This window comes from Algoriphagus oliviformis (assembly GCF_017254915.1).
Classification (GTDB): domain Bacteria; phylum Bacteroidota; class Bacteroidia; order Cytophagales; family Cyclobacteriaceae; genus Algoriphagus; species Algoriphagus oliviformis.
Genome location: NZ_JAFKCT010000005.1, coordinates 85369 through 111621, shown reverse-complemented (window position 1 = coordinate 111621; position 26253 = coordinate 85369). Strand labels below are relative to the sequence as shown.

18 protein-coding genes are annotated in these 26253 nt (G+C 54.1%); 11 read left to right on the top strand and 7 right to left on the bottom strand.

The annotated features are described in order from the left end of the window. Nucleotides 1-3 precede the first annotated feature (3 nt). A complete protein-coding gene (gene alaS, locus J0A68_RS13165; protein WP_206578677.1) occupies nt 4-2628 on the bottom strand; it encodes an alanine--tRNA ligase in 2625 nt (874 codons plus the stop codon). A 299-nt stretch (nt 2629-2927) separates the two neighbouring features. Here alaS and J0A68_RS13160 point away from each other — a divergent pair, with 299 nt between their 5' ends. Next, entirely contained in the window at nt 2928-4043 is a 1116-nt protein-coding gene (locus J0A68_RS13160; protein WP_206578676.1) for an alanine racemase, read from the top strand. Nucleotides 4044-4133: 90 nt separating this feature from the next. Further along, nucleotides 4134-4328 (top strand): hypothetical protein, encoded by a 195-nt coding sequence (locus J0A68_RS13155; protein ID WP_206578675.1) that lies wholly within the window; start codon nt 4134-4136, stop codon nt 4326-4328. A 139-nt stretch (nt 4329-4467) separates the two neighbouring features. Here the strand turns inward: J0A68_RS13155 and J0A68_RS13150 are convergent, their stop codons facing one another. After that, entirely contained in the window at nt 4468-5784 is a 1317-nt protein-coding gene (locus J0A68_RS13150; protein ID WP_206578674.1) for a DUF5723 family protein, read from the bottom strand. Nucleotides 5785-6189: 405 nt separating this feature from the next. Between J0A68_RS13150 and J0A68_RS13145 the strand changes: the two genes are divergently transcribed. From J0A68_RS13145 to J0A68_RS13130, 4 genes are all read left to right on the top strand, one after another. Next, complete coding sequence (locus tag J0A68_RS13145) at nt 6190-7218, top strand: LacI family DNA-binding transcriptional regulator (protein ID WP_206578673.1); 1029 nt, start codon at nt 6190-6192, stop codon at nt 7216-7218. Between the two features lie 193 nt (nt 7219-7411). Beyond that, the gene (locus J0A68_RS13140; RefSeq protein ID WP_206578672.1) at nt 7412-9850 is read left to right on the top strand and encodes a glycoside hydrolase family 31 protein; all 2439 of its coding nucleotides are present in this window, start codon (nt 7412-7414) and stop codon (nt 9848-9850) included. Between the two features lie 32 nt (nt 9851-9882). Next, nucleotides 9883-11208 carry an MFS transporter gene (locus J0A68_RS13135; protein WP_206578671.1) on the top strand — a complete coding sequence of 442 codons (1326 nt, stop codon included), beginning with the start codon at nt 9883-9885 and terminating at the stop codon, nt 11206-11208. 72 nt (nt 11209-11280) lie between these two features. Beyond that, nucleotides 11281-12153, top strand: coding sequence for an ABC transporter substrate-binding protein (locus tag J0A68_RS13130; RefSeq protein ID WP_206578670.1), 873 nt, complete (start codon nt 11281-11283; stop codon nt 12151-12153). Here J0A68_RS13130 and J0A68_RS13125 read toward each other — a convergent pair. The 5 genes from J0A68_RS13125 to dnaG form a co-directional block, all read right to left on the bottom strand. After that, nucleotides 12103-14082, bottom strand: a complete 1980-nt coding sequence (locus J0A68_RS13125; RefSeq protein WP_206578669.1) for an ATP-binding protein — start codon at nt 14080-14082, stop codon at nt 12103-12105. The genes J0A68_RS13130 and J0A68_RS13125 overlap by 51 nt on opposite strands. Before the next feature lie 93 nt (nt 14083-14175). After that, a complete protein-coding gene (gene surE / locus J0A68_RS13120) occupies nt 14176-14955 on the bottom strand; it encodes a 5'/3'-nucleotidase SurE (protein ID WP_206578668.1) in 780 nt (259 codons plus the stop codon). 6 nt (nt 14956-14961) lie between these two features. Further along, nucleotides 14962-15636, bottom strand: coding sequence for a hypothetical protein (locus J0A68_RS13115; RefSeq protein WP_317195114.1), 675 nt, complete (start codon nt 15634-15636; stop codon nt 14962-14964). A 59-nt stretch (nt 15637-15695) separates the two neighbouring features. Next, the gene (locus J0A68_RS13110) at nt 15696-16928 is read right to left on the bottom strand and encodes a bifunctional 3,4-dihydroxy-2-butanone-4-phosphate synthase/GTP cyclohydrolase II (protein WP_206578667.1); all 1233 of its coding nucleotides are present in this window, start codon (nt 16926-16928) and stop codon (nt 15696-15698) included. 63 nt (nt 16929-16991) lie between these two features. Further along, a complete protein-coding gene (gene dnaG, locus J0A68_RS13105; protein ID WP_206578666.1) occupies nt 16992-18929 on the bottom strand; it encodes a DNA primase in 1938 nt (645 codons plus the stop codon). Nucleotides 18930-19091: 162 nt separating this feature from the next. Between dnaG and J0A68_RS13100 the strand changes: the two genes are divergently transcribed. The 5 genes from J0A68_RS13100 to J0A68_RS13080 all read left to right on the top strand — a co-directional run bounded on the left by J0A68_RS13100 (nt 19092) and on the right by J0A68_RS13080 (nt 26252). Continuing rightward, nucleotides 19092-20186 (top strand): Mrp/NBP35 family ATP-binding protein, encoded by a 1095-nt coding sequence (locus tag J0A68_RS13100; protein ID WP_206578665.1) that lies wholly within the window; start codon nt 19092-19094, stop codon nt 20184-20186. A gap of 6 nt (nt 20187-20192) precedes the next feature. Continuing rightward, nucleotides 20193-20441, top strand: coding sequence for a NifU family protein (locus tag J0A68_RS13095; protein ID WP_206578664.1), 249 nt, complete (start codon nt 20193-20195; stop codon nt 20439-20441). 13 nt (nt 20442-20454) lie between these two features. Beyond that, nucleotides 20455-23526, top strand: coding sequence for a M43 family zinc metalloprotease (locus J0A68_RS13090; protein ID WP_206578663.1), 3072 nt, complete (start codon nt 20455-20457; stop codon nt 23524-23526). Between the two features lie 124 nt (nt 23527-23650). Continuing rightward, on the top strand, nt 23651-24409 hold the full coding sequence (locus tag J0A68_RS13085) for a PASTA domain-containing protein (RefSeq protein ID WP_206578662.1): 759 nt from the start codon (nt 23651-23653) through the stop codon (nt 24407-24409). Nucleotide 24410: 1 nt separating this feature from the next. Beyond that, on the top strand, nt 24411-26252 hold the full coding sequence (locus J0A68_RS13080) for a T9SS type A sorting domain-containing protein (RefSeq protein ID WP_206578661.1): 1842 nt from the start codon (nt 24411-24413) through the stop codon (nt 26250-26252). The last annotated feature ends 1 nt before the right edge of the window (nt 26253 follow it).

Sequence of the window (26253 nt, the reverse complement as noted above, 5' to 3'; positions counted from 1 at the left end):
CGATTATAAAAACATTTCCTTGGCCTTGGCCACCACTTTCTCCAGACCGGCGAGGTCTTTTCCACCCGCTGTGGCAAAGAAAGGCTGTCCTCCTCCACCGCCTTGGATCTGCTTGGCCAGCTCGCGCACGATCTGGCCGGCATTCAAGCCTTTTCCTTGGATCAGGGTTTCATCCAAGATCACGGCTATCTGCGGCTTATCTTCTATTTTGGCAGCCAATACCACCAGGGCATCCGCTGTTTCGTTCTTCAATTCGTAGGCCAGTTTTTTCAACGAGTCCGCATTGGGAAGCTCCACTTGGGCCACCAGCACGTTTGCACCTTCCTTGGCGACAAACTGCTTCTGCAGCTCATTCTTCAGCCCGGAGGCCTTCTCCAAGTGCAGGGACTCGACTTCTTTTCTCAGGTCATTGCGCTCTTGGAGGAGGCTTTCGATGGCCTTCTTGGCGTCCTTGGGATTCTTGAGCAAGTCCAAGATTTCCTTTACCAGTGCCTCCTGGCCCCGCAGGTACGCATCTGCCGCCTTGGAAGTGATCGCCTCGATTCGGCGCACGCCAGAGGAGATCGATCCCTCGGAGGTGATCTTGAACAGTCCGATTTGGCCTGTAGAAGGTACGTGCGTTCCGCCGCAAAGTTCGACGGAGAAGTTTTTGTCAAAGGTGATCACCCGAACAAAATCCCCGTATTTCTCTCCAAACAAGGCTGTTGCGCCCATGCTTTTGGCCTCCTCTATCGGCACGTTTCTCTGCTCCGAAAGCGGGATGTTTTCGCGCACCTTGGCGTTGACGATGTCCTCTACCTGCGCGATTTCTTCTTCCGTCATTTTCCCGAAGTGGGAAAAGTCGAAGCGGAGCAAGTTCTCGTTGACCAGAGAGCCCCGCTGCTGGATATGGTCTCCGAGCACGGCTTTCAAGGCCGACTGGAGCAGGTGCGTCGCGGTATGGTTGTTCATGGTAAGCACCCGCTTTTCCTGGTCCACCTCTGCTGAAAACCTTGCCTCGGGTTTCGTTGGCAGTTTTTCCACAAAATGAACGATCAGGTCATTCTCCTTCTTGGTATCGACTACTCGGATTTTTTCGGCGTCGGAGATCAGCCAACCGGTATCCCCTACCTGCCCGCCGCTTTCGGCGTAGAAAGGTGTCTTGTCCAAGACCAGCTGGTACTTGTCGCCCTTCTTGTCGGTGATGGTCCGGTACTTGATGATATGGGAATAGGCCTCGGTAAAGTCGTAGCCGATAAACTCCACCCCAGCATCTTCGCCCACCTGTACCCAGTCGCCGGTCTCCTGCTCGGACACCGCCCTGGAGCGGGTCTTCTGCTTTTCCATCTCCGCGGCAAAACCAGCCTCGTCGACGGAGAAGCCATTCTCCCTGGAGATCAGGGAAGTCAAATCCAGCGGAAAGCCGAAGGTATCGTACAGTTCAAAAGCGGTCTTTCCAGGGATCACCTTCTCGCCATTCGCGGTCAACTCGGTTTTGATCGAGTCGAGCATTTTCAGGCCGTTGTCCAGAGTCCTGAGGAACGATGCCTCCTCCTCTTGGATCACCTTGGCGATAAACTCCTGCTGCTGCCGCACCTCCGGGAAGATGTCCCCGAAATATTCCGCGATCAGCGGAGCGAGTTCAAACAGGAAAGGCTGCTGCAAGCCGAGGAAGGTGTATCCGTAGCGAACGGCCCTTCTGAGAATTCGGCGGATGACATATCCAGCCTTGTTGTTGGACGGGATCTGTCCGTCAGCGATGGTAAAAGCAATCGCACGGATGTGGTCGACGATCACGCGGAAAGCGATATCCGTCTGCTCGTCCTGACCATAACTCTTGCCGGATTTGGCTGCTATGGCATCCAAAAAGGGCTTGAACAGGTCTGTATCGTAGTTGGAGGACTTGTGCTGTATCGCCCGGACCAGACGCTCAAAGCCCATCCCGGTATCCACGTGCTTGGCAGGAAGCTCTTTCAGGCTGCCGTCTGCCAGGCGGTTAAACTGCATGAAGACGAGATTCCAGATCTCGATCACCTGCGGATGGTCGTTGTTGACCAGGTCGCGACCAGGGATCTGGGCTCTTTCGGCCTCAGGACGGAGGTCGATGTGGATCTCGGAGCAGGGACCGCAGGGTCCGGTGTCGCCCATTTCCCAGAAGTTGTCCTTTTTGGAACCCATGATGATCCGGTCTTCGGGCACAATGCTTTTCCAAAGGTCATAGGCTTCCTGGTCCATGGCCAGCTTGTCCCCTTGGTCCCCTCTGAACACAGAGGCGTAAAGCCGGTCTTTCGGCAGCTGGTACACCTCGGTCAGCAGCTCCCAAGCCCAGGCGATGGCTTCCTTCTTGAAGTAGTCGCCAAAGGACCAGTTGCCCAGCATCTCAAACATGGTGTGGTGATAGGTGTCCACGCCGACCTCTTCGAGGTCATTGTGCTTGCCGCTCACGCGAAGGCATTTTTGGGAGTTGGCGACTCTGGGGTATTTGGCTATCTCGTTGCCGAGAAAAGCGTCTTTGAACTGGTTCATCCCCGCATTGGTAAACATCAGCGTGGGGTCATTTTTGACCACGATGGGGGATGAAGGAACGAACTGGTGCTGTTTGGATTGGAAAAACTCGATGAAGGTACTCCGGATTTTCTTGGCTTCCATGGAAGGTCTGGGGTGCAGAAATGAATTATTCTTGTTTCTTGGCCTAAAGAGGCGCTTTTTATAGGGTGACAAAATTAGCAGAAAAGGCGGGCTTACGCACATCTATTCCGGGATTTTGGAAAGTTGCAAAAAATCCAGACTACGCCTTGACGAATTTGTTTTTTTCCGGATGCCCGCGCCTCCGATCGGATATCAGCTTTTTTGAAAGCAAGCAGCATGGCTCCCACGAGTCTTGGCCTCTTCCGTCTTGCTACTTGATGCTTACTTTTTACTTTTAGTAAAAAAACCAAAGACACGACATGTCCTATCTTGACCAAATCACTTCCCCCACTCTCCTGATCAGCGAACCCCTCACCCGAGCCAACATCAAGCGCATGGCCGACAAGGCCCAGCGCCACGGAAAAAAACTCGTGCCCCACTGGAAAACCGCCCAGTCCCACGAAATAGGAAATTGGGCAAAGGAATATGGAATCCGGGAAGTGACCGCCTCCTCGATCAAGATGGCCGAATACCTCTGCGGTCAAGGCTGGGACAGGGTTCACATCGCCTTTCCCTTCAACCCATTGGAGATCCCAAAGCTGGACCGTCTGGCGGCGTCCCAGTCCCTTTCCGTCCAGATAGTCAATCCGGAGACTGCCCAAAAGCTCGTGGACGGCCTCAGCAATCCCGTAGGTTTCTTCATCGAAATCGACGCGGGCTATGGCCGGACGGGCGTGCACGTCTCCGACTTTGGCACCATCGAGGAAATCCTGCGCATCGCCGCCCAATCGGACAAGCTGCATTTCAGAGGCTTTTACCTCCATCCGGGCCATACATACTATACGCCCGACAAAGCTGGGATCTACGAACAAAGCCGACAGGCCCTCCACATGCTCAAAACGAAATACCAGAGCGAATTTCCCGACTTGGTGACCCGTGTAGGCGACACGCCGGGCTGCGCTGTGACCGAGGACTTCGGCGATGTGGACGAGATTGGCCCGGGCAATTTCGTCTTCTTTGACCTGATGCAGGCCGAGCTGGGCAGCTGCGCAAAAGAGGACATCTCCGTGTGTCTCGCCGTGCCGGTGGTGGACATTAGCCGGGAGCGAAAGGAAATCCTCGTCCACGGGGGCGGTGTCCACTTTGCCAAAGACGTGCTGGTCGACGGCGAAGGCAACAAGAACTTTGGGGAGGTGGTTTTCCTGAACGAAACCGGCTGGACCATCCCTGCCGACCGCTCCTACCTGAAGAGCGTTTCCCAAGAGCATGGCATCATCAAAGCCTCGGATTCTCTGCTGGCCAAGGTGCAGGTCGGCGACCTTCTTGGCGTTCTTCCCGTACACTCTTGTATGACCGCAGACTGCATGGGCGGATACCTGAGTCTAGACGGAAAGCAGATCGACCACTGCGAGGGACAAGGAGCTGTTTCGCAGTAGCTGGTGATCGTCCGTAGCGAAGGGGATTTTATCCTTTCTAAGTAAGATCGAATCCAAGTAGTCTCGTATCGAACAAACCATTCACGACCTATGTCCACCATCGTAGACCCGAGCACCGCAGCTTTCTTGAGTTTTCTGATCCCCGGCTGGGGCCAGATGCGCCGCGGCCGGCGCATTGAGGGACTGATTTGGCTGATTGCCGTCGTGGCGGGCTACTTTCTGTTCATTTTGCCCGGGCTCATCCTGCATGTGTTATGCATGATCGAAGCGTATTGGAGAGAATGAAGCCGCAGGACAAACGACAGAAAAGCATCAAACCAATCTAATCAGCGGACTGATCCGATCCCATTCCATTTTCCAATCAAAATAAAACAGCCGGGCAATGTTTCGCCCGGCTGTTTGCTTATGTCAAAATCGCCCCTTCTCAGTCGACCTTATCCTTTCCGTAAATCGGCAGCTTGATCGCCGCATAGACGTCTGCCGTTCGGGATTTCTTGGAGAGCACATTGGTAAGGATAGAGCCAGACCCTATCAGCACAGGGCCCATTCTCAAACCCAGACCCCAGGAAGGCGCCGAGTCATATTGCCTCCAGCTGATCGGGCTGTAGACACTCAGCCAGCGCATCTCCAGTCTTGGCGTGATGGTGGTCGTGTTGATCACGCGGCTCACGGGGATGTCGCCGTCCTTGCTGAGCGCCAAGCCCGCCTGTCCACTCACGTAAAAGCGGTGGCTGATGCCGTAGTCCACAAAAAGCTGCAAAGAGGTTGGCAGTCCCAACTGGCCTTCAAAGGGCCTCTCGGTCCCTTCGAAGTTGTCGTCCAAGACCTCCTGAAAGTCTTTTTCCTCAAATTCACTGGCGGGGATGGTGGCATCCATCACATAATTCACACGGTAACCATCATTGTATTTTACAGAACCGATATCCAACACCGATATACCCGCCCTCAGCTTGTAGTCGTCGCCTATAGTGTTTCCCTTGAGCTCGTAGATAAAGCCCAAATCCACCGCGAAACCCGGCTGGACCTGCGAAAAGTCGATATCCTCTGAGTCAAAGCCCACAGAATAACCATAGTCCAGCGTGCCTTGGGTAGTCACCATGTCATTGGAGGAATTGTAGTCGGCGCGGAGCAAGGGGCTGTCGCCAAAGGCTCCGCCCGCCCCCAAGAGCAGCTTCATATTTACCCCAGCACTGAAACTGTGCGTGGCCCGATCCACCAGCAGGCGGGAATATCCCAAGCCGATCTCCCCCCATACGTGCCCAATGCCGGACAGGTCTTCCATCTCGGCATTGAAGTCTACCAGGCCTGTCTCTGGATTGGTCACCAGCTCGTAGAAGTCCCCGTCGACGTTGTTCAGGTTGAAAAAACCGCGAGCTCGGGTGGTAAGGGACAGCACGCTCATTTCGTTGAGCCGCATCAGCATCGACGGGCCGAGCACGTCCACGTTCCCAAAGAAATTGTTGTCCGGCAGCGGATTGGTCTCGAGATCTTCGTCCACGTCAAAACCGTCCGTGAGGCTTCCCAGGTCACTGAGATTGATGGAGAGGTAGTCGCTTCCGACAAAGGACGAGACCGAGATCAGGTTGATGTCCAGCTTGGTGCGCGAGAGGGTACCAAGCGCCGGGTTTAGCGTCAGGGACTGCACGCCCATTCGGCTGTCTATCTGGGCGCCGACAAAATTTTGGCCAAAGCCCGACAATGACATCAGCAGCCCCGAGAGGAAAAGGATCGTTTTTTTCATATAAAACAAAAGGGTGTAAAAATGGATTGATGGTTGGTAGGTGGTAAGTAAGCCGGAAAGACGAAGCCCCGGCTGGACTATTCTATGGTTTCAAGATAGGTAAAAAAGTATCCCTTAGGCCATCTTTTTAAAGCTTATGTTTCAAAAAAATCAGGTAAGAGACTGGCATTTCCGCGGCCTTCTTGGCCTCAAATCCGAAAACCATGGAAAGAATGCCTAGCATATTTCTCCTCCTTTCGACTGCCGGCAGCCCACATCCTTCGGGCCTTTCGGACATACCTGGCCAGCATTTGCTACTTTGCCCAACTTTGTCCAATTTGCTCGGCCCTAATTTCTTCTGTCAACGATTCAAACTCGTTATTCCTAAACTATGAAATACCCCTTCTTTTCAGTCCCTGCAAGGCCATGAAGCTCGAGCAAGCCACTATCAAAGACATCGCGAGGGAGCTCAACCTCTCCGCATCGACGGTTTCCAGGGCGCTAAAAAACTATCCGGGAATCAGCAGCGAGACCAAACGCAAGGTGAAGGCCATGGCCGAAAAACTGAACTATCGCCCCAATGCGATCGCCCTTTCGCTAAGGCACAGCCGCTCTTTCACCATCGGGGTCATCATCCCCGAAGTGGTCCATTTTTTCTTTTCCACGGTGATCAGCGGGATAGAGGAAGAGGCTTTTTCCAGAGGCTACAATGTCATCCTGACTCAGACCAACGAAAAGCTCATCCGGGAAAAATCAAGTATCGACACCATGCTTTCCAACCAGATTGACGGTGTGCTCATCAGCTATTCCAAGGAAACGACCGAGTTTGGGCACTTCAGCAGCTTGTTGGAAAAGGGCTTCCCCATCGTGTTTTTTGACCGTGTTCCCGAGATCCCCAAAGCCATCACGGTGACCGTGGACGACTTTGGCGGTGCCTACTCGGCCACCAAGCACCTGCTAAACCAGGGATTCAGCAGGATCGTCCACCTCGCTGGCCCGCCCAACCTGAAAATCTCCCAAGAGCGACTCAGAGGCTATCAAGCGGCGCTCCGGGACCATGGCATCGAGCCCGATCCTGCGTGGGTGGTGCCCTGCTTCCTGGGAACCGACCAAGAAGCTCAGCAGGTCACGACGAAGCTGCTGCACAGCCTTCCCCAAAGGCCGGATGGGATTTTTTCCCACAACGACATGACGGCCGTCGGCGCGATGATGGCCTGCAAGGCCGCTGGGCTCCGCGTGCCGCAGGACGTGGGCATCGTAGGCTTTAGCAACTGGCAATTTTGCTCCATGGTGGACCCGACACTCTCCTCCGTCTACCAGCCGGGCTTCGAGATGGGAGTCAAGTCCACTGCGCTCTTGCTGGACTGGATAGAAAAGAAGTTCAAGCCCGAGGAGGCAGACAAATCGGTCATTCTGGACACCGAGCTCATCGTGAGAAAGTCCTCCGTCCGCTGATTTTGCACCCGGGACGGAAAATTTTCCGTGGATAACTGCAAACGTTTGAATAGGCTTTCCCTTTTCGTAAAGCGCTTTTTTGGAGAGCCAAAGCCGCAGACTCTTGAATAAAAAGGGTTTAGTATCCCATCGTTTTATTCGGTTTCCTCTCTAATTTAGCCGGGTACGCCACCGCACCTGACCTTACCTGCTTATGACTTCGTCCCACTCGCCCCGCAGCTTTTCCCGCAATTCGGCTCGCCATAGAGGATTTGGAGCAGTCAGCTCTTGGCAGGCTTTGCCGGATGGCCTGGAGGGGGAAAGCCCAGCTGCCCGGTTTCGTATCCGCGTGCTGGAGGACGGCATCATCCGGGTTCAGGCCAGCATCCATGACAGCTTCGAAAGCAACCCCTATTCGGTGGTCGCCCAAGCAAAAAAGACAGCTTTTACCCTCACCCAAAACAGCACACAACTCGTCCTGACTACTTCCCTGCTGCGCCTGGAGATCAGCCTGGAAAGCTTCACTTTAGCTTTTTTTGACCAGGCTGGAAACCTCCTGAACCAGGATGACTCCCTGGGAATCGCATGGCTAGGCACCGAAGTCACCGCTTACAAGCAAGTACAGGCTCAGGAGAAGTTCATAGGCCTCGGGGAGAAGACCGGCAACCTAGACCGCGCGGGCAGGGCGTTTACCAATTGGAACACCGATTACTTTGCCTACGGCGTGGGCGACGATCCGCTGTACATGAGCATTCCGTTTTACATCGGCATCCATGCCCAAGGACACTACGGGATTTTCTTCGACAATACGCACAAGACAGTTTTCAATTTTGGAGCTTCCAACAACCGCTTCGTGTATTTCAGCGCCGAAGACGGGGACATGGACTACTATTTTATCCATCAGCCCAGCGTGGGCGAGATCATCAGCTCCTACACCCGCCTGACTGGGCGCATGCAGCTGCCTCCGAAGTGGGCGCTTGGCTTCCAGCAATGCCGCTACTCCTACTATCCCGACTCGGAAGTGTACACGCTGGCCCAGACTTTCCGGGACAAAAGAATGCCTGCCGACGTGATCTATCTGGACATCCATCACATGGAACAGTACAAGGTATTCACCTTTGACGGGGAAAAATTCAAAGATCCCAAGGCGATGATCGCCAGGCTGAAGGAAAAAGGATTCAAGGTCGTGGTGATCATGGACCCGGGGATCAAGACCGAAACAGGCTACCTACCCTACGAGGAAGGGCTGGAGCAGGACCTTTTGGTCCGCTATCCCGACGGGAAAATCTACGAGGGTCAAGTCTGGCCAGGCTGGTGCGCCTTTCCCGACTTCACCAAGCCCGAAACGAGGAACTGGTGGGCGCAAAAGATGGCCTTCTACACCGAGGCTGGCGTGGACGGGTTTTGGACGGACATGAACGAGCCGGCCTCTTGGGGGCAGTTCACCCCCAACCTGATCGAGTTTGACTACGAGGGGGAAAAAGCCTCCCACCGCAAAGCCCGCAACATCTACGGTATGCAAATGGCAAGAAGTGCCCAGGAAGGCGCTCTGCTCCAAAATCCAGAAAAGCGTCCCTTCGTGCTGACCCGAGCGGGTTTTTCCGGGATCCAACGCTACGCCGCCGCTTGGACGGGGGACAATGTGGCCTCAGAGGAACACATGCTGGCGGGTATCCGACTGGTCAACAGCCTCGGAATCAGCGGCGTTTCGTTTGCTGGATATGACGTCGGCGGCTTTGCAGGAGAGGCGAGCAAGTCGCTTTTCGCACGATGGATGAGCATAGGCGCTTTTGCCCCCTTCTACCGCGCCCACTCCATGATCAACAGCAACGATGCCGAGCCTTGGGCTTTTGGAGAAGAGGTAGAGGAGATCAGCCGCAACTACATGAAGCTCAGATATAGGCTCCTGCCCACACTCTACAGCAAGTTTTACGGCAGCAGCTTGACCGGCCTGCCTATCTCCGAGAGTCTTGCCGTACAATTTTCGGACGAGCCGCAGATCTATCTTTCGGCCTACCAAAACCAGTATCTCTTCTGCGCCTCCCTGCTCGTGGCTCCCGTGGAAAGCACGAAAAGCATCACCAAAGTGTACTTGCCCAAAGGCGAGTGGTACTACCTCTTTTCCGACCAAAAACATACCGGTCCGCAGACGATCTACCAGGACTGCCCGCTCAACTACCTCCCCGTCTATGTCAAAGGCGGACAGCTGCTCACTTGCCAATCCGAGGTGGAGCATAGCGGCCAGGCTCACGACGGTATCCTCCGCATCCACCTCTACAAGGGCAGCACTCCCTCCGAGTTCATCCACTACGAAGACGAAGGAGAGGGATTTGGCTATCAGTCGGGCATGTATTTGCGCAGAAAGATCGGCTACGACCCGGTCAGCGAATCCCTGCACTTTGGGCCTGTCGAGGGGGACTATGCCAGCGACTACGGCCAGATCCGACTGTACTTGCATGGCTTTGGCTGCCAAAGCGTAGAGCTGGCCGGGAAGAGCATCAAGCTCTCCAAAGAAAATTACGCCTTCCTCGGCAAACTGACCGAATTTGACCCTTTGCCAGAGATGGACCACCCCTATTTTGAAATCGAAAACCTACCCTATCTGGAGCTTGCCCATCTGCCGGAGTCTTTTGTGATCAAAGGCCTGAAGTAAGTCCTCCCCTCATCCCAAACCCAAAAACCTAAATGAAACTAGCCAAAAGAAAGCTGAGCTTCTGGCAGATCTGGAACATGAGTTTCGGATTTCTAGGAATCCAGTTTGGATTTGCCCTGCAGGGCGGGTTCATGTCCCGGATATTCCAGACCCTGGGCGCGGACAAGGACGCCATCCCCTTTCTCTGGATCGCCGCTCCGCTCACCGGGCTGCTGGTACAGCCTATCGTGGGTCACCTGAGCGACCGCACTTGGCATCCACGATTTGGCAGGAGGAAGCCCTTCTTTTTCATCGGCGCGGTCCTGAGTACCATTGCGCTGTTTTTTGCCCCTTACTCCTCCGCACTCTGGATGGCAGCGGGGGCACTATGGATCTTGGACGCCTCGATCAACATCTCCATGGAGCCCTTTCGCGCCCTCGTGGCGGACAAGCTTCCCGACTCCCAGCGCAGCTACGGATTTGTGGTACAGACGCTGATCATCGGCATCGGCACCTGGGTAGCCTCCAACCTGCCTTGGCTCATGACCCAGCTGGGCGTCTCCAATACCGCTCCAGCCGGCGTAGTTCCCGACTCGGTCAAGTATGCCTTTGCCATCGGGGCGATGGTGCTCTTCACCTCCATCCTTTACACTATCCTCACCACAGAAGAGTATCCCCCAGAGGATCTCGCAGAGTTTGAAAAGGAAAAATCCCTCAAAAAGGGGTTTAGAAGCGGTTTTGGGGAAATAATGAAGAATATCGCCGAAATGCCCACCGTCATGAAGCAGCTCGGCGTCGTGCAGTTTTTCTCCTGGTTTGCCTTTTTCACGATGTGGAGTTTCGCTACCCCGGCGATCACCGCCCATGTGTTTGGCGCTACCGACACCACTTCCGCGGCCTACAACGACGCCGCCGACAGCGTGGGAAGCTATCTCGGCACCTATGGACTGGTCTCCATGTTTTATGCGCTGATCCTGGCTTTTGTCGCTTCCAAGGTCAAGATCAACCGAAAACTACTCCATCTGGTCAGTCTGTGTTTGGGCGGCCTGGGCTTTATCCTGATCTATTTCATCACGGAGCCTTGGATGCTCCATCTCTGCTTTTCCCTGGTGGGGATAGCCTGGGCCAGCATCCTGTCCATGCCCTACGCGATGCTTTCGGGCTCGGTGGAGCCAAAGAAAATGGGCGTTTACATGGGTATTTTCAACATGTTCATCGTCTTGCCGCAGATCGTCGCCGCGCTGGGCGGAGTAAACTTCCTGTACAAGCTCCTCTTTGGCGAAGCCGTGATCAACACCATGCTGCTCGCAGGTACCCTTTTGATCCTCGCTGGCCTTTCCAACCTCCTGATCACCGACAGACACGCCACCCACGACTGATAGTCGCCAAGAAAAAACAAAAGCCGTCCGGATTTTGGACGGCTTTTCTATTTTTACCCCAAAGTCACTACCATGAAAATCCTCCGCATCATCGGCGTCCCCGAACATTTCAACTTCCCGTTCCGGCTTTTGGAACAAGAGCAGCCCTTTGCCGAGCGCGGCGTCCGCATCGCTTGGACGGATGAGTCTCGCGGCTCCGGGCAGATGAACCTGGCGCTGAGAAATGACGAAGCGGACCTGGCGCTGCTGCTGACCGAGAGCTTTCTGAAGGATTTCGAAGCGGGCAACCCTTCCCGAATGATCGGCTTTCACGTAGCTACTCCCCTGATCTGGGGCATCCATCTGAGGGCAGACTCCGAGGTCGATACGCTAGCGGACTTGGGTGAAAAGCGCCTGCTGGTGAGCCGGATGGGTTCTGGATCGCACCTCATGGGTTTGGTCTTGGCCAAGCGGGAGGGCTGGAGTCCCGAGGAGCTTTCCTTTGGGATCATCGGCAATATGGAAGGGGCCAAGGCTGCGATGGATGCAGGCGATGAGGGCATTTTTCTCTGGGAAAAATACACCACAGCCCCGATGGTGAGCAACGGCACTATGAAACGGATCGGGGAAGTGCCAAGTCCTTGGCCTTGCTTTGTCATGGTCGCCTCGGAAAAGGCTCTGGGGGAATTTGGCAGCCTCCTCATGGAAGTACGGGACAGGGTCTACGCCCTCTCCGAGCAACTGATGAAAGACCCCGAAAATGCCGCAATCCTCTCCGATCGCTACGGGCTGGAGCAGGGCGAATTGGAAAAATGGCTGCGGCAAACCCGCTGGTGTACCGCTCCGAGCGTCTCACGAAAAGAACTGGAAGATGCCATGGCTACCATGACCGAACTGGGAATCCTGAAGCAGCCGCTAGGCCTTGAGCTCTTCCTTGCCGATGGCAGCCTCGCCATTGAGGCTTGATTCGATGCTGGGGAGCCGCACCCATATCTTGGTGCCGTGACCTGGATGGCTTTCGATGGATAGCTTGCCCCCACTTTTGCGGATAAACTCCTTGGTCAACTGCAAGCCAAGGCCGGAACCTTTCTCCCGGTTGGTTCCCTGGCGCGACCTCGTGAGCGAATAGGAGTCGGACAGGATCAGGCTGATCTGCTCTTCGCTCATCCCTACCCCCTGGTCCTGTACGCACCAGTAGACCCACTGCTCGTCCCGCTCGGAAAAAATCGTCACCGAATCCTCGAAATTGGAAAACTTAGCGGCATTGTTCAGGATATTCCTGACCACGACTTCGATCAGATCCTGGTCAGCAAAGACCTCGACCTTGGTCTCCATGTGGTTGAAGATCGTCAGTCTTTTTTCCTTGAAAGAAGGCTGGAGCAGCTGCAGCGAATTCTCCACCACCTCCCGTAGGTCAAAACGAGCGGGATTGACGTGAAAGCCTTCCATCTGCGACATGGACCATTTCAGGGTGTTGTTCAGGGTGAAATTCACCGAGTCGATATCCTTGTTCAGCACATGAAGCAGCTCGTCAAACTCCTCCTTTTCCAGATGTCCTGCCAAAAACATATCGACGACCGACTTCACCTGGGCGATGGGCCCGCGCAGGTCATGCCCCAAGATGGAGAAAAGCTTGTTTTTGGTATCGTTCATCTCCTTGAGCTGCTCCGACTGGCTTTCCAGCTCTTGGTTTTGCTCCTCTATCTTACGCTGCTGGACGAGCAGGTCCGTGTTGGATGACCGGACGCTTTTGTTGAGGATGTACATCCTTACCACCAGCACGCCTACGAGTGCCGCGGCGATGGCGAAGAAAATGATGTAGCGACGGGAGGTTTCCAGCCTGTAGGCTTGGTTTTCGTTTTGCGCTTTGAGCAACTCCAGCTCAGACTCGCGGAGGTTGCTCTGAAACATATTCTGGAGCAGGGCGAGCCTATCCCGGTTCGTCTTGTTTTGCAGCTCATCGTTGAGCTCCAAAAAACGGGACTGGTGGAAAAAAGCCTTTTGCACGTTGCCTTTCTCCTCGTAAAGCTCAGCCAGATAAAAGTGTGTTTTGGACAGTTCGTCCAGGAAGTTGTTGGCCTCACAGAGCTCGACGGAGTAGAGCAGCAGCTGCTCCGCCTCATCTCGCTTGTCCGCCAACAGGTAAGCATGCCCCAGACGATGGAGGACACCGGCTTCGAAGGACTTCACCCCTTGGGTACGGGCCATTTCCAGCGAGCTCTCATACATGGCTTCGGCGGAATCGTAGTTGTTTTTGGCCAGATATACGTCACCGATGACTCGGTGTGAAAAGGACGTCAGATAGGGCGAACCCGAGTTTTCGTTGAGCCGGATAGCCAGCCTCGCATAGCTCAGCGCGGAGTCCAAGCCCTCAGTCATGGTAAAGTTCAGCGCGATGTTGTTGAGACTTCTGATCTGGGTGCCCAAATCTCCCACTTGGGAAGCCAGTTCATAACCCTTCTTGAATTGCCCGATGGCCATGGCGTAGTCCTGCTGCTCGTAGTAAAGCGCCCCGAGATTGTTCATCAGGCGGGCCGCCTGTAGCCGGTCATCGTTTTGAATGGCGATTTCGTAAGCCTTTTGAGAATATTCGAAGGATTTTTGCCACTGGCCTCGGCGATAGTATATCCAGCCGATATTTTCCAGCGCTCGACTTTTGCCCAGCCCGTCACCGAGTTTTTCCGCCAGGGAATCTGCCTCTAATGAATAGAAAAAAGCCTCATTTTGGGATCGCTCACGCAGGGCCGTCGCCAGCTCGTTGAGCAGATGGAGCCGCTCCTTCCCTTTGGCCTGGGGCAGGACTGCCTTGATGCTATCCGTGTTTGGTTCTTGCGAAAAGCCAAATCGGGGAAAAGCCAGCAAAAAGACAAAAAACAACAGAATCGGGCGACTCACAATACTAGACTAGTTATAGTTCTGCTGCAAAATAAGGATAATCAGAAACATAAAGACCGATTGGGGATTTTTCAACGAAAAAACGCGCCTTTCTCAAAGCTTGTCCCAATCCCAGTCCTTGTTGATCTGCGTGATGGCGTGATGGGCGGTCAGATCGTATTGGCAGGGCACGATAGACACGTAATTGTTGGCGATAGCCCATTCGTCATTGTCCTCCCCTTTGTCGAAGTTGACGAAGTTGCCGGCCATCCAAAAGTACTTCCTGCCGGTCGGGTCGTAGCGTTCGGCAAACTCCTCCTGCCACTTGGCATCCGCCTGTCGGCAGATTTTTATGCCCTTGATCGGTTCGTTGCGCTTTGGGGGAAAGTTCACGTTTAGCGCCACACCTTTGGCAATTCCCCTTTCCAGAACCTGCCGGGCGATCTTTTCGACCCACTCCTCGACATGGGAAAAATCCGCCTTGGAAGAGAAGTCGCATAGGCTGAAGCCGATGGAAGGCAAGCCTTCCAAGGCTCCCTCTATGGCCGCGGACATCGTGCCCGAATACAGGACAGAGATGGAGGTATTGGAGCCGTGGTTGATACCGCTCACGACGAGGTCGGGGGTACGATCCTTGAGCACATAGTGTTTGGCCAGCTTGACGCAGTCCGCGGGAGTGCCGCTGGACTTGTAGGCCGTCACGTCCTCAAAAATATCCTCCTCATAGAGCCTCAGTGTCTCGCCTATCGTGATCGCGTGTCCCATGCCCGACTGGGGGCTGTCAGGCGCCACGACAACGACATCGCCGAGCTTTTTCATCACAGATACGAGTACACGGATTCCCTTGGAGGTAATCCCATCGTCATTGGAGACGAGGATCAGCGGTTTTGGCATAAAAAATTAATTCTGCAGTTGGTTGTAATAAGCGGTAATTCTAAGCAAATCTCCCCGCTTGTCATGCTCCAACCTGTTTTTTCTCATGAAGAGGTTGATCTCATCGTCGTATCCCGGAAGCATGGCAAACAGATCCTTTCGCTTCAGGCTGTAGCGCTCCATGCGCCCGTTTTTGAAAAAGTAATAATTGAATGCCAGACGGTAGCCGGAGTAGTTTTGAGGACCCCAAAACGGATTCATGCCCATGGCGCCCCAACTATTGTTCATCCCGCGCGTATCGGTCGCGATGTACTCTCTGCACAACAAGGCGATGTCCTCGCCCTCAGTCAGTACTTCAAAAAAAGTCGGGGTTTCATATTGCCCGTTGATCGCATAGGGAAGGCTGTAAAATCGGCGCACTCCCCCAAAGATCTCATCGTAAATCTCAAAGTTGGACACATTGGAGGCAGTGAACGTGTCCACGGTCTCGGTCTGAAGCTGAACCAGATTGTTGTCCAGGTCATATTTGATGAGACCGGATACGGTCGATCCGTCGTTGAGGAAGATGTTTCCCTTGTGCCAAATCTGGGAGGGAAACTGGTTGTTCTGGGCTAAGACAAATACCAAGCTCAGGAACAGGAAACCTAGGGTGAGAATAGTCCTTTTCATGGTGATCGTGGTGCTTAGGATAATACGTGCCAAAACGAAACGGGGTTTAGTCCGCTCGCTTTGGCACTTATTCTAGAAGAAGGCAACGCCCTTTATTTAAGGATGTTGTGCCCCATCTTGTCTCTTTTCGTAGCGAGATATTTCTCGTTGTGGGGATTTGGAGCGATTTCGATCGGCACTTGCTCGACGATCTCCAGGCCATAGCCCAACAGTCCTACCCTTTTCTTGGGGTTGTTGGAGATCAGGCGGATTTTGCTGACGCCGAGATCGCGGAGGATCTGTGCACCCACCCCATAGTCCCTGCTGTCCATCGGCAAGCCGAGGGCGACATTGGCCTGCACGGTATCCATACCCTGCTCTTGCAGTTTATAGGCTTTCAGCTTGTTGATCAGGCCGATGCCTCTCCCCTCCTGGTTCATGTAGAGGACGACACCCTTGCCCTCTTTCTCCACCATCTCCATTGCGGCGTGCAGCTGTGGACCGCAGTCACATCGGCAGCTGCCAAAGATATCTCCGGTCACGCAGGAGGAGTGTACCCGCACCAAAACCGGCTCGTTGGGTTCCCAAGTACCTTTGATCAAGGCCATGTGGATCTCCTGGGTATTGGTCTGGCGAAATGCGATCAGGTCGAAATCCCCCCAACCGGTAGGGAGCTCCACGCCGATTTCCCGCTTGATCAGGGATTCGTTTTTCAGTCGGTAAGCGATCAGGTCTTTGATCGACACCAGCTTGAGGTTAAACCGCTCCGCGACTTTAAATAGATCCGGCAGTCGTGCCATGGTCCCGTCCTCGTTCATGATCTCGACCAGTACTCCTGCCGGAGCCATGCCCGCCAGTCTGGCAAAATCAATCGCAGCCTCGGTGTGTCCAGCTCGGCGGATGACCCCTCCGCGCTTGGCTTTCAGGGGAAAAATATGGCCAGGCTTGCCCAGTTCGCTGGGATGGATGGAGTCGTCGATGAGCGCTCGGATGGTCTTGGCGCGATCCGAGGCGGATATGCCGGTGGTGCATCCATGACCTATGAGGTCTACGGAGACGGTGAAAGGCGTCTCGTACACCGCGGTGTTGCTTCCCACCATCAGTTCGAGCCCCAGCTGCTCGCAGCGGTCTTCAATGAGCGGAGCGCAGATCAGGCCTCGTCCGTGGGTGGCCATGAAATTGATGATTTCAGGAGTCACGGTCTCGGCCGCACAGATAAAATCCCCTTCATTTTCCCGGTCTTCGTCATCTACTACGATGATGACTTCGCCGTTTTTGATGGCCTCGATGGCGTCTTCGATAGGGTCTAGCTGATACGTTTCCACTTGGGTAGTATTTGAATTCATAAATAAGGGCGCAATTTAATCGCTTTCCTCTTATAACCGGACATGACCAAAGAAAGTTTGGCTTTACCCGATTACAATTCCGAGCTCCCGATCTATCTCCAGCTGGACTTTTTTGAGCTCAAAATATATCTGCTGCAGCTCCAATACCTTATCCAGATCTGAGCCTTCCTGCTCGGCCGCTTTGATCTTTTGCTTTGCCTCATCCATCATCTTGTAGACCAGCTTTCGCTTCAGTCTGAGGATGGACTTAAAAGCCGTTGCCGCCAAGTCATCCGACTCCGTGTTGATTAAAATCTGGTGGCGTCCCTCCCAATGCACCGAGACCTCATGGCGCGGCGTGATCAGGTCGATGGTCACCTGCCGGACCTCGGCATCCTGCTGGGAGACAAAAAAGTCCGTCTTGGGTATAGTTCCCTTAGCCAGACTGTCGCGGTAAATGCCCAGGATCTTTTGGTAGATCGGTGTGTGGAAGGCGATTTCCTCTGTCTCCGAAAGCAGGTATTCGCAGAGATGCAGTTCCTCGTGATCGAGCTTTTGCCAGCCATAGTTGAGCAAAAGCCTAATCGTCTCCCTCTCCTGAAGCCGAAGTGTATCGTCAACCGAGATCTCGGTTTTGGTGGGCACCAACCCTTCCAAGACCTGCTCGGCTTCAGCCTCTTCCTTTGCTTTCTGAAAATGCTCTTTATTGCTTTTGATCAGAGACTTATTCAGCTCCGTGTGGATGATCTCCTCCTCTATCTGCAACAATCCAGAGGCCTCCTTGGCATAGACCGAGCGAACGATGGGATCCGGGATTTTGCCGATACTTTGGACGATCTCTCGGATCACCTCGGCCTTGCGGATCGGATCCCTGGCAAACTCATCTTGGTACAAGCCAATCTTAAAACCGATGAAATCGCGGCTGTTTTCCTTCAGGTAATCCTGAAAAGCCTGGGAGCCCACTTTCCTCGAGAAGCTATCGGGATCCTCGCCGTCGGGGAACACTACGGCCTTGACGTTCAGTCCACCTTCCAGCAGCAGGTCTATCCCCCGGATGGAGGCTTTGATCCCCGCGGGGTCGCCGTCGTACAAGACCGTGACTTGGTTGGTAAAGCGCTTGATCAACTTGATCTGGCCCTCTGTAAGGGAGGTACCCGAGGATGCGACGACGTTTTCTATGCCCGATAGGTGCATTGACACCACATCGGTATAGCCCTCCACCAGATAGCAGTTGTCTTGGTCGCGGATGGCCTTTTTGGCCTGGTAGATTCCATAGAGGACGTCGCTCTTGTGGTAGATCGGCGTCTCCGGGGAGTTGATGTACTTGGGCTGGTTTTTATCCTTGGTGAGGATACGCGCGCCAAAGCCTATGGGCTTGCCGCTGACGTTGTGGATGGTGAAAGTCACCCTGCCACGGAAGCGGTCGTAGATCCGGCTCGGATCGCCCTCTTTTTGTAGGATAAGGCCGGCCTTGAGTAGGATCTCCTCGCTAAACCCGGCCGATTTTGCCGCCTTCAGCATGTGGCCCCAGCCATCCAGCGCATAGCCCAGGTCAAACTTCTCGATGATCTGGGGCGAAAATCCACGCTCTCTGAAGTAGCTCAGGCCTATGGACTTACCTTCATCCGTTCGAAGGTTTTTTACAAAGAAATCCTTGGCAAAGTTCAGTGCAATAAAAAGGCTCTCCCGCTCACTTTGCTCCTGGTCTTGCTCCGGCGTACGGGTCTCATCCTCCTCTACCTCTATGCCGTACTTGCCGGCTAGATGGCGGATCGCCTCCTGGAAGCCAACCCCCTCGATGTCCATGACAAACTGGATCGGGTCGCCTGCCTTGCTGCAGCCAAAACACTTGTAAATCTGTTTGGAGGGGGAAACGGAAAACGAGGGGGATTTTTCCCCGTGGAAGGGACAGCAGGCCCAGAGGTTTTGCCCCTTCTTTTTCAAAGGCACATAGTCTCCCACCACTTCGACGATGTCGACGCGCTCTTTTACTTTGTCTGTTGTCAGCTTGCTGATACCCATGGATAAGAAAAGAGGGCAAAGTTAAGACCTGTGTCGGGAAAAAGGGACACGTTGTACCCAGAACTATTTCCCCTGTGAGTGAGTTCACTCATACTGAGAGTCCAATTGTGGTTTCGTAAAGCCACTTTCTTGGAGTAACTTGCAAAAAATTTAGAATTACGCATGCAATTGACTGCAGAATCAATCAAAAAATCACTTTCCAGAGTCGAAGATCCAGACCTCAAGCGAGACCTGGTCTCCCTGGGGATGATTCAGGGAATACATATCGAGGGCAAAAAAGCGACTTTCAAGGTGGTACTCACCACTCCAGCCTGCCCGCTGAAGGAAGTCATCAAAAACAACTGCATCGAGGCACTGCAGGAGGATCACGGCAAGGATTGGGAATGGGACATCATCATGACCTCCCAGGTGACTACCGTGCGTGACGCAGCTCCTATCCTTCCCGAAGTCAAAAACATCATCGCCGTAGCCTCTGGCAAGGGTGGCGTCGGCAAGTCCACCACCTCGGTCAACCTAGCGGTGGCCTTGGCCCAGCTGGGAGCAAAAGTCGGCTTGGTCGATGCGGACATCTCGGGACCTTCCGTCCCGACCATGTTCAACGTCGAGGGCGAGCAGCCTACGGTGAAAAAGAAAGGAGACAAAAACATCATCGTCCCCATCACCCAATACGGCGTGAAACTGATGTCTATCGGCTTTCTTACGCCTACCGACAGTGCGGTGGTGTGGAGAGGCCCGATGGCCAGCTCTGCGCTGCGGCAGTTCATTGCCGATGTGGAATGGGGCGAGCTGGACTACCTGCTCATAGACCTTCCTCCGGGCACTTCTGACATCCACCTGACCATGGTGCAGACCGTGCCGGTGACTGGTGCAGTGATCGTCACCACTCCCCAAAAAGTAGCCTTAGCTGACGCAAACAAGGGATTGTCCATGTTTCGCCAGCCCCAAATTAACGTACCTGTCTTAGGTGTTGTTGAAAATATGGCTTACTTTACACCCGAGGAGTTGCCCGAAAACAAGTACTACATCTTCGGCAAAGAAGGTGGTAAAAAATTGGCCGAAAAATATGCGGTGCCGTTTCTAGGAGAAATTCCCATCGTACAGAGCATCCGGGAAAGCGGCGACACGGGATACCCTGCCGTGTTGAAAACCGGCCTCACCAAAGATGCCTACATGGAACTGGCCGAGTCCGTCGCCCGTCAGGTGGCGATTCGCAACGCCTCAATCGAAAAAACATCAGTAGTAGAAGTAAAAGCATAAGCAATAATGGAAGCTGGACTAAGAGAAAAAATCGAATTTGCCCTAGATACGATCAGACCTTATTTGGAGGCCGACGGTGGAAATGTGCGGATAGTGGAACTCACCGACGACTTGGTATTGAAGATCGAGATGATGGGAAACTGCGGCTCCTGCGCCATGTCCACCATGACCCTAAAGGCGGGAATAGAAGAAGCGATCAAGCGGGCCATCCCCGAGATCGTGAGGGTAGAAGCAGTCAATCTTACCATTGCCTGATCTACCGCGTTGAATGAAAAGGAGTTTTTGGATTTTTGGCGCAATCCTGTCGATTTGGGGGCTGTTTTCCCCTTCGCTTGATTCGCTTGGGCAAAGTCTCACCCCACTGGGAAACTCGTCCCTCTCGGGTGCATCTTCAGCCCACTCCCACACAGACAAATGTGCCCATACCCTGATCCAGGAAAAGATGGAAAAGGATATGGGCTATTTTGGTTCGGAGGGATTTTTCGAGGATTGGCTAGACCAAAAGATCACTTCCAGACGCAATTCCCCCCAGATCGCAAGAATACAGGAAGACCCTCGCCTAATCCCGGTGGTCGTACACGTGATCCACAACGGTACCAGCGTAGGCTCCGGGGCTAATATTCCGGACTCCCAGATCCTTGAACAGATCCGCATCCTCAACGAAGATTTCCGAAGGCTCAACGCCGATGCCACCCTTACTCCGGCGCAGTTTCTCCCCGTCGCTGCCGATGCCAATATCGAGTTTGTCCTAGCAAAGCAAGACCCAGACGGATTCCCCACCAACGGCATAGTCCGGGTACAGGGCACCAAGACCACCTATGATCCCAATACCGATGCCACGGCAATCGGCCAGCTCAGCCAGTGGAATCCCGAAGAATACATGAACATCTGGGTGGTGCCTTTGGTATCGCCCTATATCGGCTACGCTTCCTTTCCCGTATCCGACCTCCCCGGGCTCAACTTTTCCCCCACGCCTGCCAACATCGATGGAGTCACGATAGACTATCGGTATTTCGGGGTGGGCGGCACCGCTGTATCAGCGTCCTTGGGACGGACGGCCACCCATGAGGTAGGCCATTACTTTGGGCTCCGCCATATCTGGGGCGACGGAGGATGCGACGTGGACGACTTTGTTACCGACACGCCCACCCAAGACTCGTCCAACAGCGTGTGCAACAGCAACCCCAGCAAGACCTCCTGCGGTGTGAGCAACATGATCCAAAACTACATGGATTATACTCCCGATGCCTGTATGAACCTCTTCACCTTGGGCCAAGTGGAGCGTTTTAACGTCGTGCTGGAAAACAGCCCCCGACGGGTGACCCTGGTCAACAACAGGGCAACGCAAGACCCGGTTTTGGTGGAAAGAGACCTTTCCTTGGCTAGAATCCTGCAGCCGGTCGACGCGATCTGTGACCTGAATGTCCTCCCCCAGGTCGTGGTCCAAAATGCAGGGACTAACCGGGTGACTTCCGCCAGGGTAGAGTTTCGCAGCAATGGCATCGTCGTCGAGAGCCGCCGCTTCACCATGGGATTGGAGACCGGAGAAACAGCCACTCTATCGTTCAACTCCTTCCTACTGCAGCCAAGCAACAATTTCGTCGAATTTGAGATCACTCAGGTGAATGATCAGGTGGACGAAAACACCGAAAACAACCTCAAAAGCTCCAGCCCCGTGCTGCAAGGGGAAATCAGCTTACCCTATAGCTACAATCCCCAGTCCTTCCCGGGAGACTGGGTGATCTCCAACCCCGACCAAGGCCTGACTTGGGAGCGGACCAACCTCACGCTGAACGGTCAAAGTCAACAAGCCGTCCTCTTCAGAAACTACGAATATGAGGCTCAGGGGCAGTATGACTATTTCATCTCCCCAATCATCGACCTGGACAAGTATCCCAACGCGCAGTTGGTATTTGAGGTAGCCCACGCGCCCTACAACCAAACGGGCTACGAGGACGAGCTACTGATCTCGGTATCGGAGGATTGCAGCGCCAATTTCGACTTGGTCAACGTCAACTACCAGAAATCAGGCTCCAGGCTGGAGACGTCAACCGCGACGGTAGAGGAATTCATTCCCAACTCGGTAGACCAGTTCCGGATCGAGATTTTCAACCTGAGCAGATTTAGAGAGATGGGAAAAGTCCGGATAGCCATCGTCAACAAAAACGCCTACGGCAACAACATCTACCTGAGAAACATACGTATTCTCCCCACCGAGGAGCTTCGCTACGAGGTAAAAATAGACGGCATCCTGACCCCTACTCCGATCAGCACCGGCGGCCACAGCGACGAAGTGATCCAAGTCAGCAACACAGGCAACCTGTCCGTCTCCAAGTTCCTCTTCAACAGAACTACCAACACCTCGACGCCTGAGTCCTATCTCGCTTCCGAGTTGGTGCTGGCGCCGGAGGAACAAATCGAAATTGAGCTGGCTAAATCTACCACGGACGGCAAGAACAGGCTGAGATACTCGGTGGATGAACCCAATTTTGACCAAAACGGTGGTACACCGCCCATTTTCAACCGATACCATCTAGAAAATAGCGATTCCATCGCCGCTCCGTGGAGGCAGAAGTTTGACAACAGCACAAGTCTCAATCCCTGGCTGACCATCAATCCGGAAAATGACTTCACGGCCTGGGTAGTCAATCCGGTGAGCTCCGATTCCGGTCCAGACAATGTCGCCAAGCTCGAAAACGGCGAGTCCGGCAACAGCTATTGGCTGGGAAGCCCGGTATTTAGCCTTACAGCATCCAGCCAAGCTTCGGTCTTTTTTGACCTGGCGGCAGGCCAGGTCAGCGACGCCACCCGACTCTCCCTGCTGGCCAGCCAGGACGGGGGGCTCAGTTATTCCGAGGTGTGGGCCGCTGCGGGCGCGGAGCTGTCCACGGTGTCGGTAGGCGAGGCCAATCCCAACTCCAAAGGCGACTATCTGCGACACTATGCAGACCTCAGCGGCATCGCTGGGACAGGCAGCAACCAGTCCAGGCTGGCCTTTGTCCTATCGGTGGCCGGGGAAAATGACTCACCCGTCTACCTGGACAACATCGAGCTTTTCCTCAATGCCAACCCTGAACCCGTCATTCCAGTGGAGGGTTCGAGTGTGCTGTACCCCAATCCTGCCAGGGACTATTTCAGCCTTGCATTCAACCTGCCAACGGCTGACGACGTGACTATCCAGATCATCTCCGCCAGCGGGGCGGTGGTGCACGAGGTGGTGTATCCGGGCACCTTAAACCAGACCTATACCTTCAGCACGCAGCTGTTTAGGTCGGGATTGTATGTCATCCGGATCTCGAGCAATTCCCTCACGGAAATCAAGCGACTGTTCATTAATTAATCTAAAATAAGCCGAAGCCCCACTCTTCGGCTTATTTTTTGTCGGTGCGTTTGGGGTGATTTTGGCGATTTTGTTCTCCAAGCGTCCAAAAATCCAGCTATCTTAGACAGACACTATTTCCCCAATGAATTCCTTCAATTACTCGATCAAAAAAATCCTGATTAACCTGTTGATTGTCATCGCTCTCGGCATCCTTTTCGGGTTTCTTTTCCTCAAAGTATACCTCCCGCTCTATACCAACCACGGCGAAACCGTCTCCGTACCGGACCTCTCCGGCTACGAATACCAAGAAGCTACCAACCTGCTGGAAAACACAGGACTTCAATACGAGGTCTCCCTGGACTCGGGTTTCAGCACGGAACTGCCAGCCCTCGCCATCCTCAAGCAGATCCCTGAGGCCAACGCGCAAGTCAAGAGCGGTCGCAAGATCTACCTGACCCTCAATGCGCGAAATGCTCCGATGATCAAAATGCCTAACCTGGTCAATATGCCCCTGAAAAACGTTCAGGAAATCTTGGCAAACATCGGCTTGGAGCGGGGTGACATCGTCTATGTGCCGGATATCGGAATCAACGTGGTGCTGGAGCAGCGCTATCGTGGAGTGACTGTCAGGGAAGGGTTCGAAATCCCCAAGGGCGCGAGGATCGATCTGACCGTAGGCGACGGCAACGGAAATCAGCTTCTGTTCGTACCCGATCTGACCGGGCTGGATTTCGAAGAGGGCGAATTCCTGATCTTGGGTTCTGGACTCAGGGTGGGAAACAAAAACTTCTCCAGCACCGATTCGGTAGCTCCGGACAGGATTTTCCTACAGGCGCCGCCGGCAGGTACGCAGGTGAGAACGGGCGAGCCGATAGACGTCTGGATTTCCAAAAACCAGTGATTTGAAACACGAACTTTCATGCCGGACCATTTTTTTCTTCTTTGCACTGGCTTTGCTGCAAAGTGGAGAGGTCTTGGCCCAGTTTGTCGAGTTTGCATCGATACACCGCGAAAAATACGCCCCACGGCTAGGCGGATACGATCAGGCGAGGACTCAGGAAGGAAACACGCTCCCCTTTTGGGATGATTTCTCGGCTGGAATAGACACCTTGAAATGGACGGTGGCTGGAGCTTCCTACACCGAGACCATCGGCCAAAATGCCCCTTCTCTTGGCCAAATTCTGTTCAATGGCTCAGACGCCAGCGGCCGCCCCTATTCCCTCCAAATCCGTGACCAAGGGGACAGTGACTACCTGACCAGCAAGCCCTTTGATCTCAGCACCTTGACAACAGGGCAAAGGGAAAGCCTTTACCTGAGCTTCTTCTGGCAAGCTGGAGGCAAAGCGGAGGCTCCAGACAGCAGGGACAGGCTGAGCTTGCAGGTGTTGGACGCTTCCGGCAGCTGGAATACGGTATGGACTAGACAGGGCGGCGAGGATTTGGACAGAAACGCCTTTACCCAGGAATTGATACAAATCTTGCCGGCATGGCAGCACGCAGCCTTTCAGTTTAGATTCCTGTCCAATGGCCGACAGGCTGGCCCCTTTGACAGCTGGCTGCTGGACTATGTCTATCTCCACTACAACCGGACGGAAACAGACCTCTACTACAGGGATCGCGCACTTACGGGGCAAAACCAGCTCCGACTCGGTGACTACGGCGCTTATCCCCTTGCCCTGCTCGGTCAGGCGCAGAATGGAGCCTGGTCCCAAATCAAAAACGAGTTCCTGAACCTCGAAAACCGATTCAGGGCCATGGAATACTCCATCGAGCTGGAGGACAGCCTAGGCCGACAGCTTCTATCGGTGAACGAAAACACGCCTTTCGATCCTGTGCCAAACGCGCTGGAAAGACGGACTTTCCTCAGCAGGGACTTTGCTGAGATCCCCGCACCCACCGAGGAGACAGACTTGGTGGCTGTCACGTCCCTCACCTCCGGGGATGGGCTGCTTTTTTCCCTCCAAAATGGCGACACGACCCGCTACGCGTCCGTGGACTTCCGGCAAAACGATACGGTGAAAAGCGTGTTCCCGCTTCGTGATTTCTTCGCCTATGACAACGGCTCGGCGGACTATTCCGCGGGCATCAACCAACGGGCCGGCCAGCTCGCCGTCCGCTATGAGACGCCCACGCCAGTGTACATCAAGGGCATTTCCATCAACTTCACCAATGCCGCACAAGCAAACCAAGCCCTAGATATCGTGGTATGGGATGAAATAGAGCAGGCGCCCATTTTGGTAAAGGAGTCGCTGATCCCTGCCAAAGCACCGGGGCAACAATTCGTCTACTACGAACTGGACACCAACATCCGGGTCTCGGGGCAGTTTCACGTGGGATTCACGCAGTATTCCAACGACTTCGTGCACGTGGGGCTGGACAAAGTCAACGACCACGGCGACAAGATCTTCTACAACGTGGGCGCAGGCTGGGTGCAAAATGAGGCCGTCAAAGGGGCACTCCAGATCCGTCCCCATGTCGCATTGGCCCCTCCTTTTGAAGAGAGCGCTCTGCCGGCAGCGAGCTTCCGCATCTATCCCAACCCTGTGGTAGATCGCGTGCATATCGAGGGGAAATTTGTGGAAATTGCCGTTTTCGACTCCTTCGGCAGGCAGATTTTGTTGCCTCGGGAAAGGAACGATGCGGGAGAAATCATTAATTTTGAAGGACAGCGGCCAGGAATCTACGTCATCAATATAGTTTCCCAAGCAGGCCGGCAATCATTCCGAATTTTAGTCAACAGATAAT

What these genes read in the sequence shown, in the direction of transcription:
- J0A68_RS13150 (WP_206578674.1), bottom strand. Translation starts at nt 5,784, where the DNA reads ATGAAAAAAACGATCCTTTTCCTCTCGGGGCTGCTGATGTCATTGTCG.
- J0A68_RS13135 (WP_206578671.1), top strand. Translation starts at nt 9,883, where the DNA reads ATGAAACTAGCCAAAAGAAAGCTGAGCTTCTGGCAGATCTGGAACATG.
- J0A68_RS13160 (WP_206578676.1), top strand. Translation starts at nt 2,928, where the DNA reads ATGTCCTATCTTGACCAAATCACTTCCCCCACTCTCCTGATCAGCGAA.
- J0A68_RS13155 (WP_206578675.1), top strand. Translation starts at nt 4,134, where the DNA reads ATGTCCACCATCGTAGACCCGAGCACCGCAGCTTTCTTGAGTTTTCTG.
- surE (WP_206578668.1), bottom strand. Translation starts at nt 14,955, where the DNA reads ATGCCAAAACCGCTGATCCTCGTCTCCAATGACGATGGGATTACCTCC.
- alaS (WP_206578677.1), bottom strand. Translation starts at nt 2,628, where the DNA reads ATGGAAGCCAAGAAAATCCGGAGTACCTTCATCGAGTTTTTCCAATCC.
- J0A68_RS13145 (WP_206578673.1), top strand. Translation starts at nt 6,190, where the DNA reads ATGAAGCTCGAGCAAGCCACTATCAAAGACATCGCGAGGGAGCTCAAC.
- J0A68_RS13085 (WP_206578662.1), top strand. Translation starts at nt 23,651, where the DNA reads ATGAATTCCTTCAATTACTCGATCAAAAAAATCCTGATTAACCTGTTG.
- J0A68_RS13100 (WP_206578665.1), top strand. Translation starts at nt 19,092, where the DNA reads ATGCAATTGACTGCAGAATCAATCAAAAAATCACTTTCCAGAGTCGAA.
- J0A68_RS13090 (WP_206578663.1), top strand. Translation starts at nt 20,455, where the DNA reads ATGAAAAGGAGTTTTTGGATTTTTGGCGCAATCCTGTCGATTTGGGGG.
- J0A68_RS13140 (WP_206578672.1), top strand. Translation starts at nt 7,412, where the DNA reads ATGACTTCGTCCCACTCGCCCCGCAGCTTTTCCCGCAATTCGGCTCGC.
- J0A68_RS13095 (WP_206578664.1), top strand. Translation starts at nt 20,193, where the DNA reads ATGGAAGCTGGACTAAGAGAAAAAATCGAATTTGCCCTAGATACGATC.
- dnaG (WP_206578666.1), bottom strand. Translation starts at nt 18,929, where the DNA reads ATGGGTATCAGCAAGCTGACAACAGACAAAGTAAAAGAGCGCGTCGAC.
- J0A68_RS13130 (WP_206578670.1), top strand. Translation starts at nt 11,281, where the DNA reads ATGAAAATCCTCCGCATCATCGGCGTCCCCGAACATTTCAACTTCCCG.
- J0A68_RS13110 (WP_206578667.1), bottom strand. Translation starts at nt 16,928, where the DNA reads ATGAATTCAAATACTACCCAAGTGGAAACGTATCAGCTAGACCCTATC.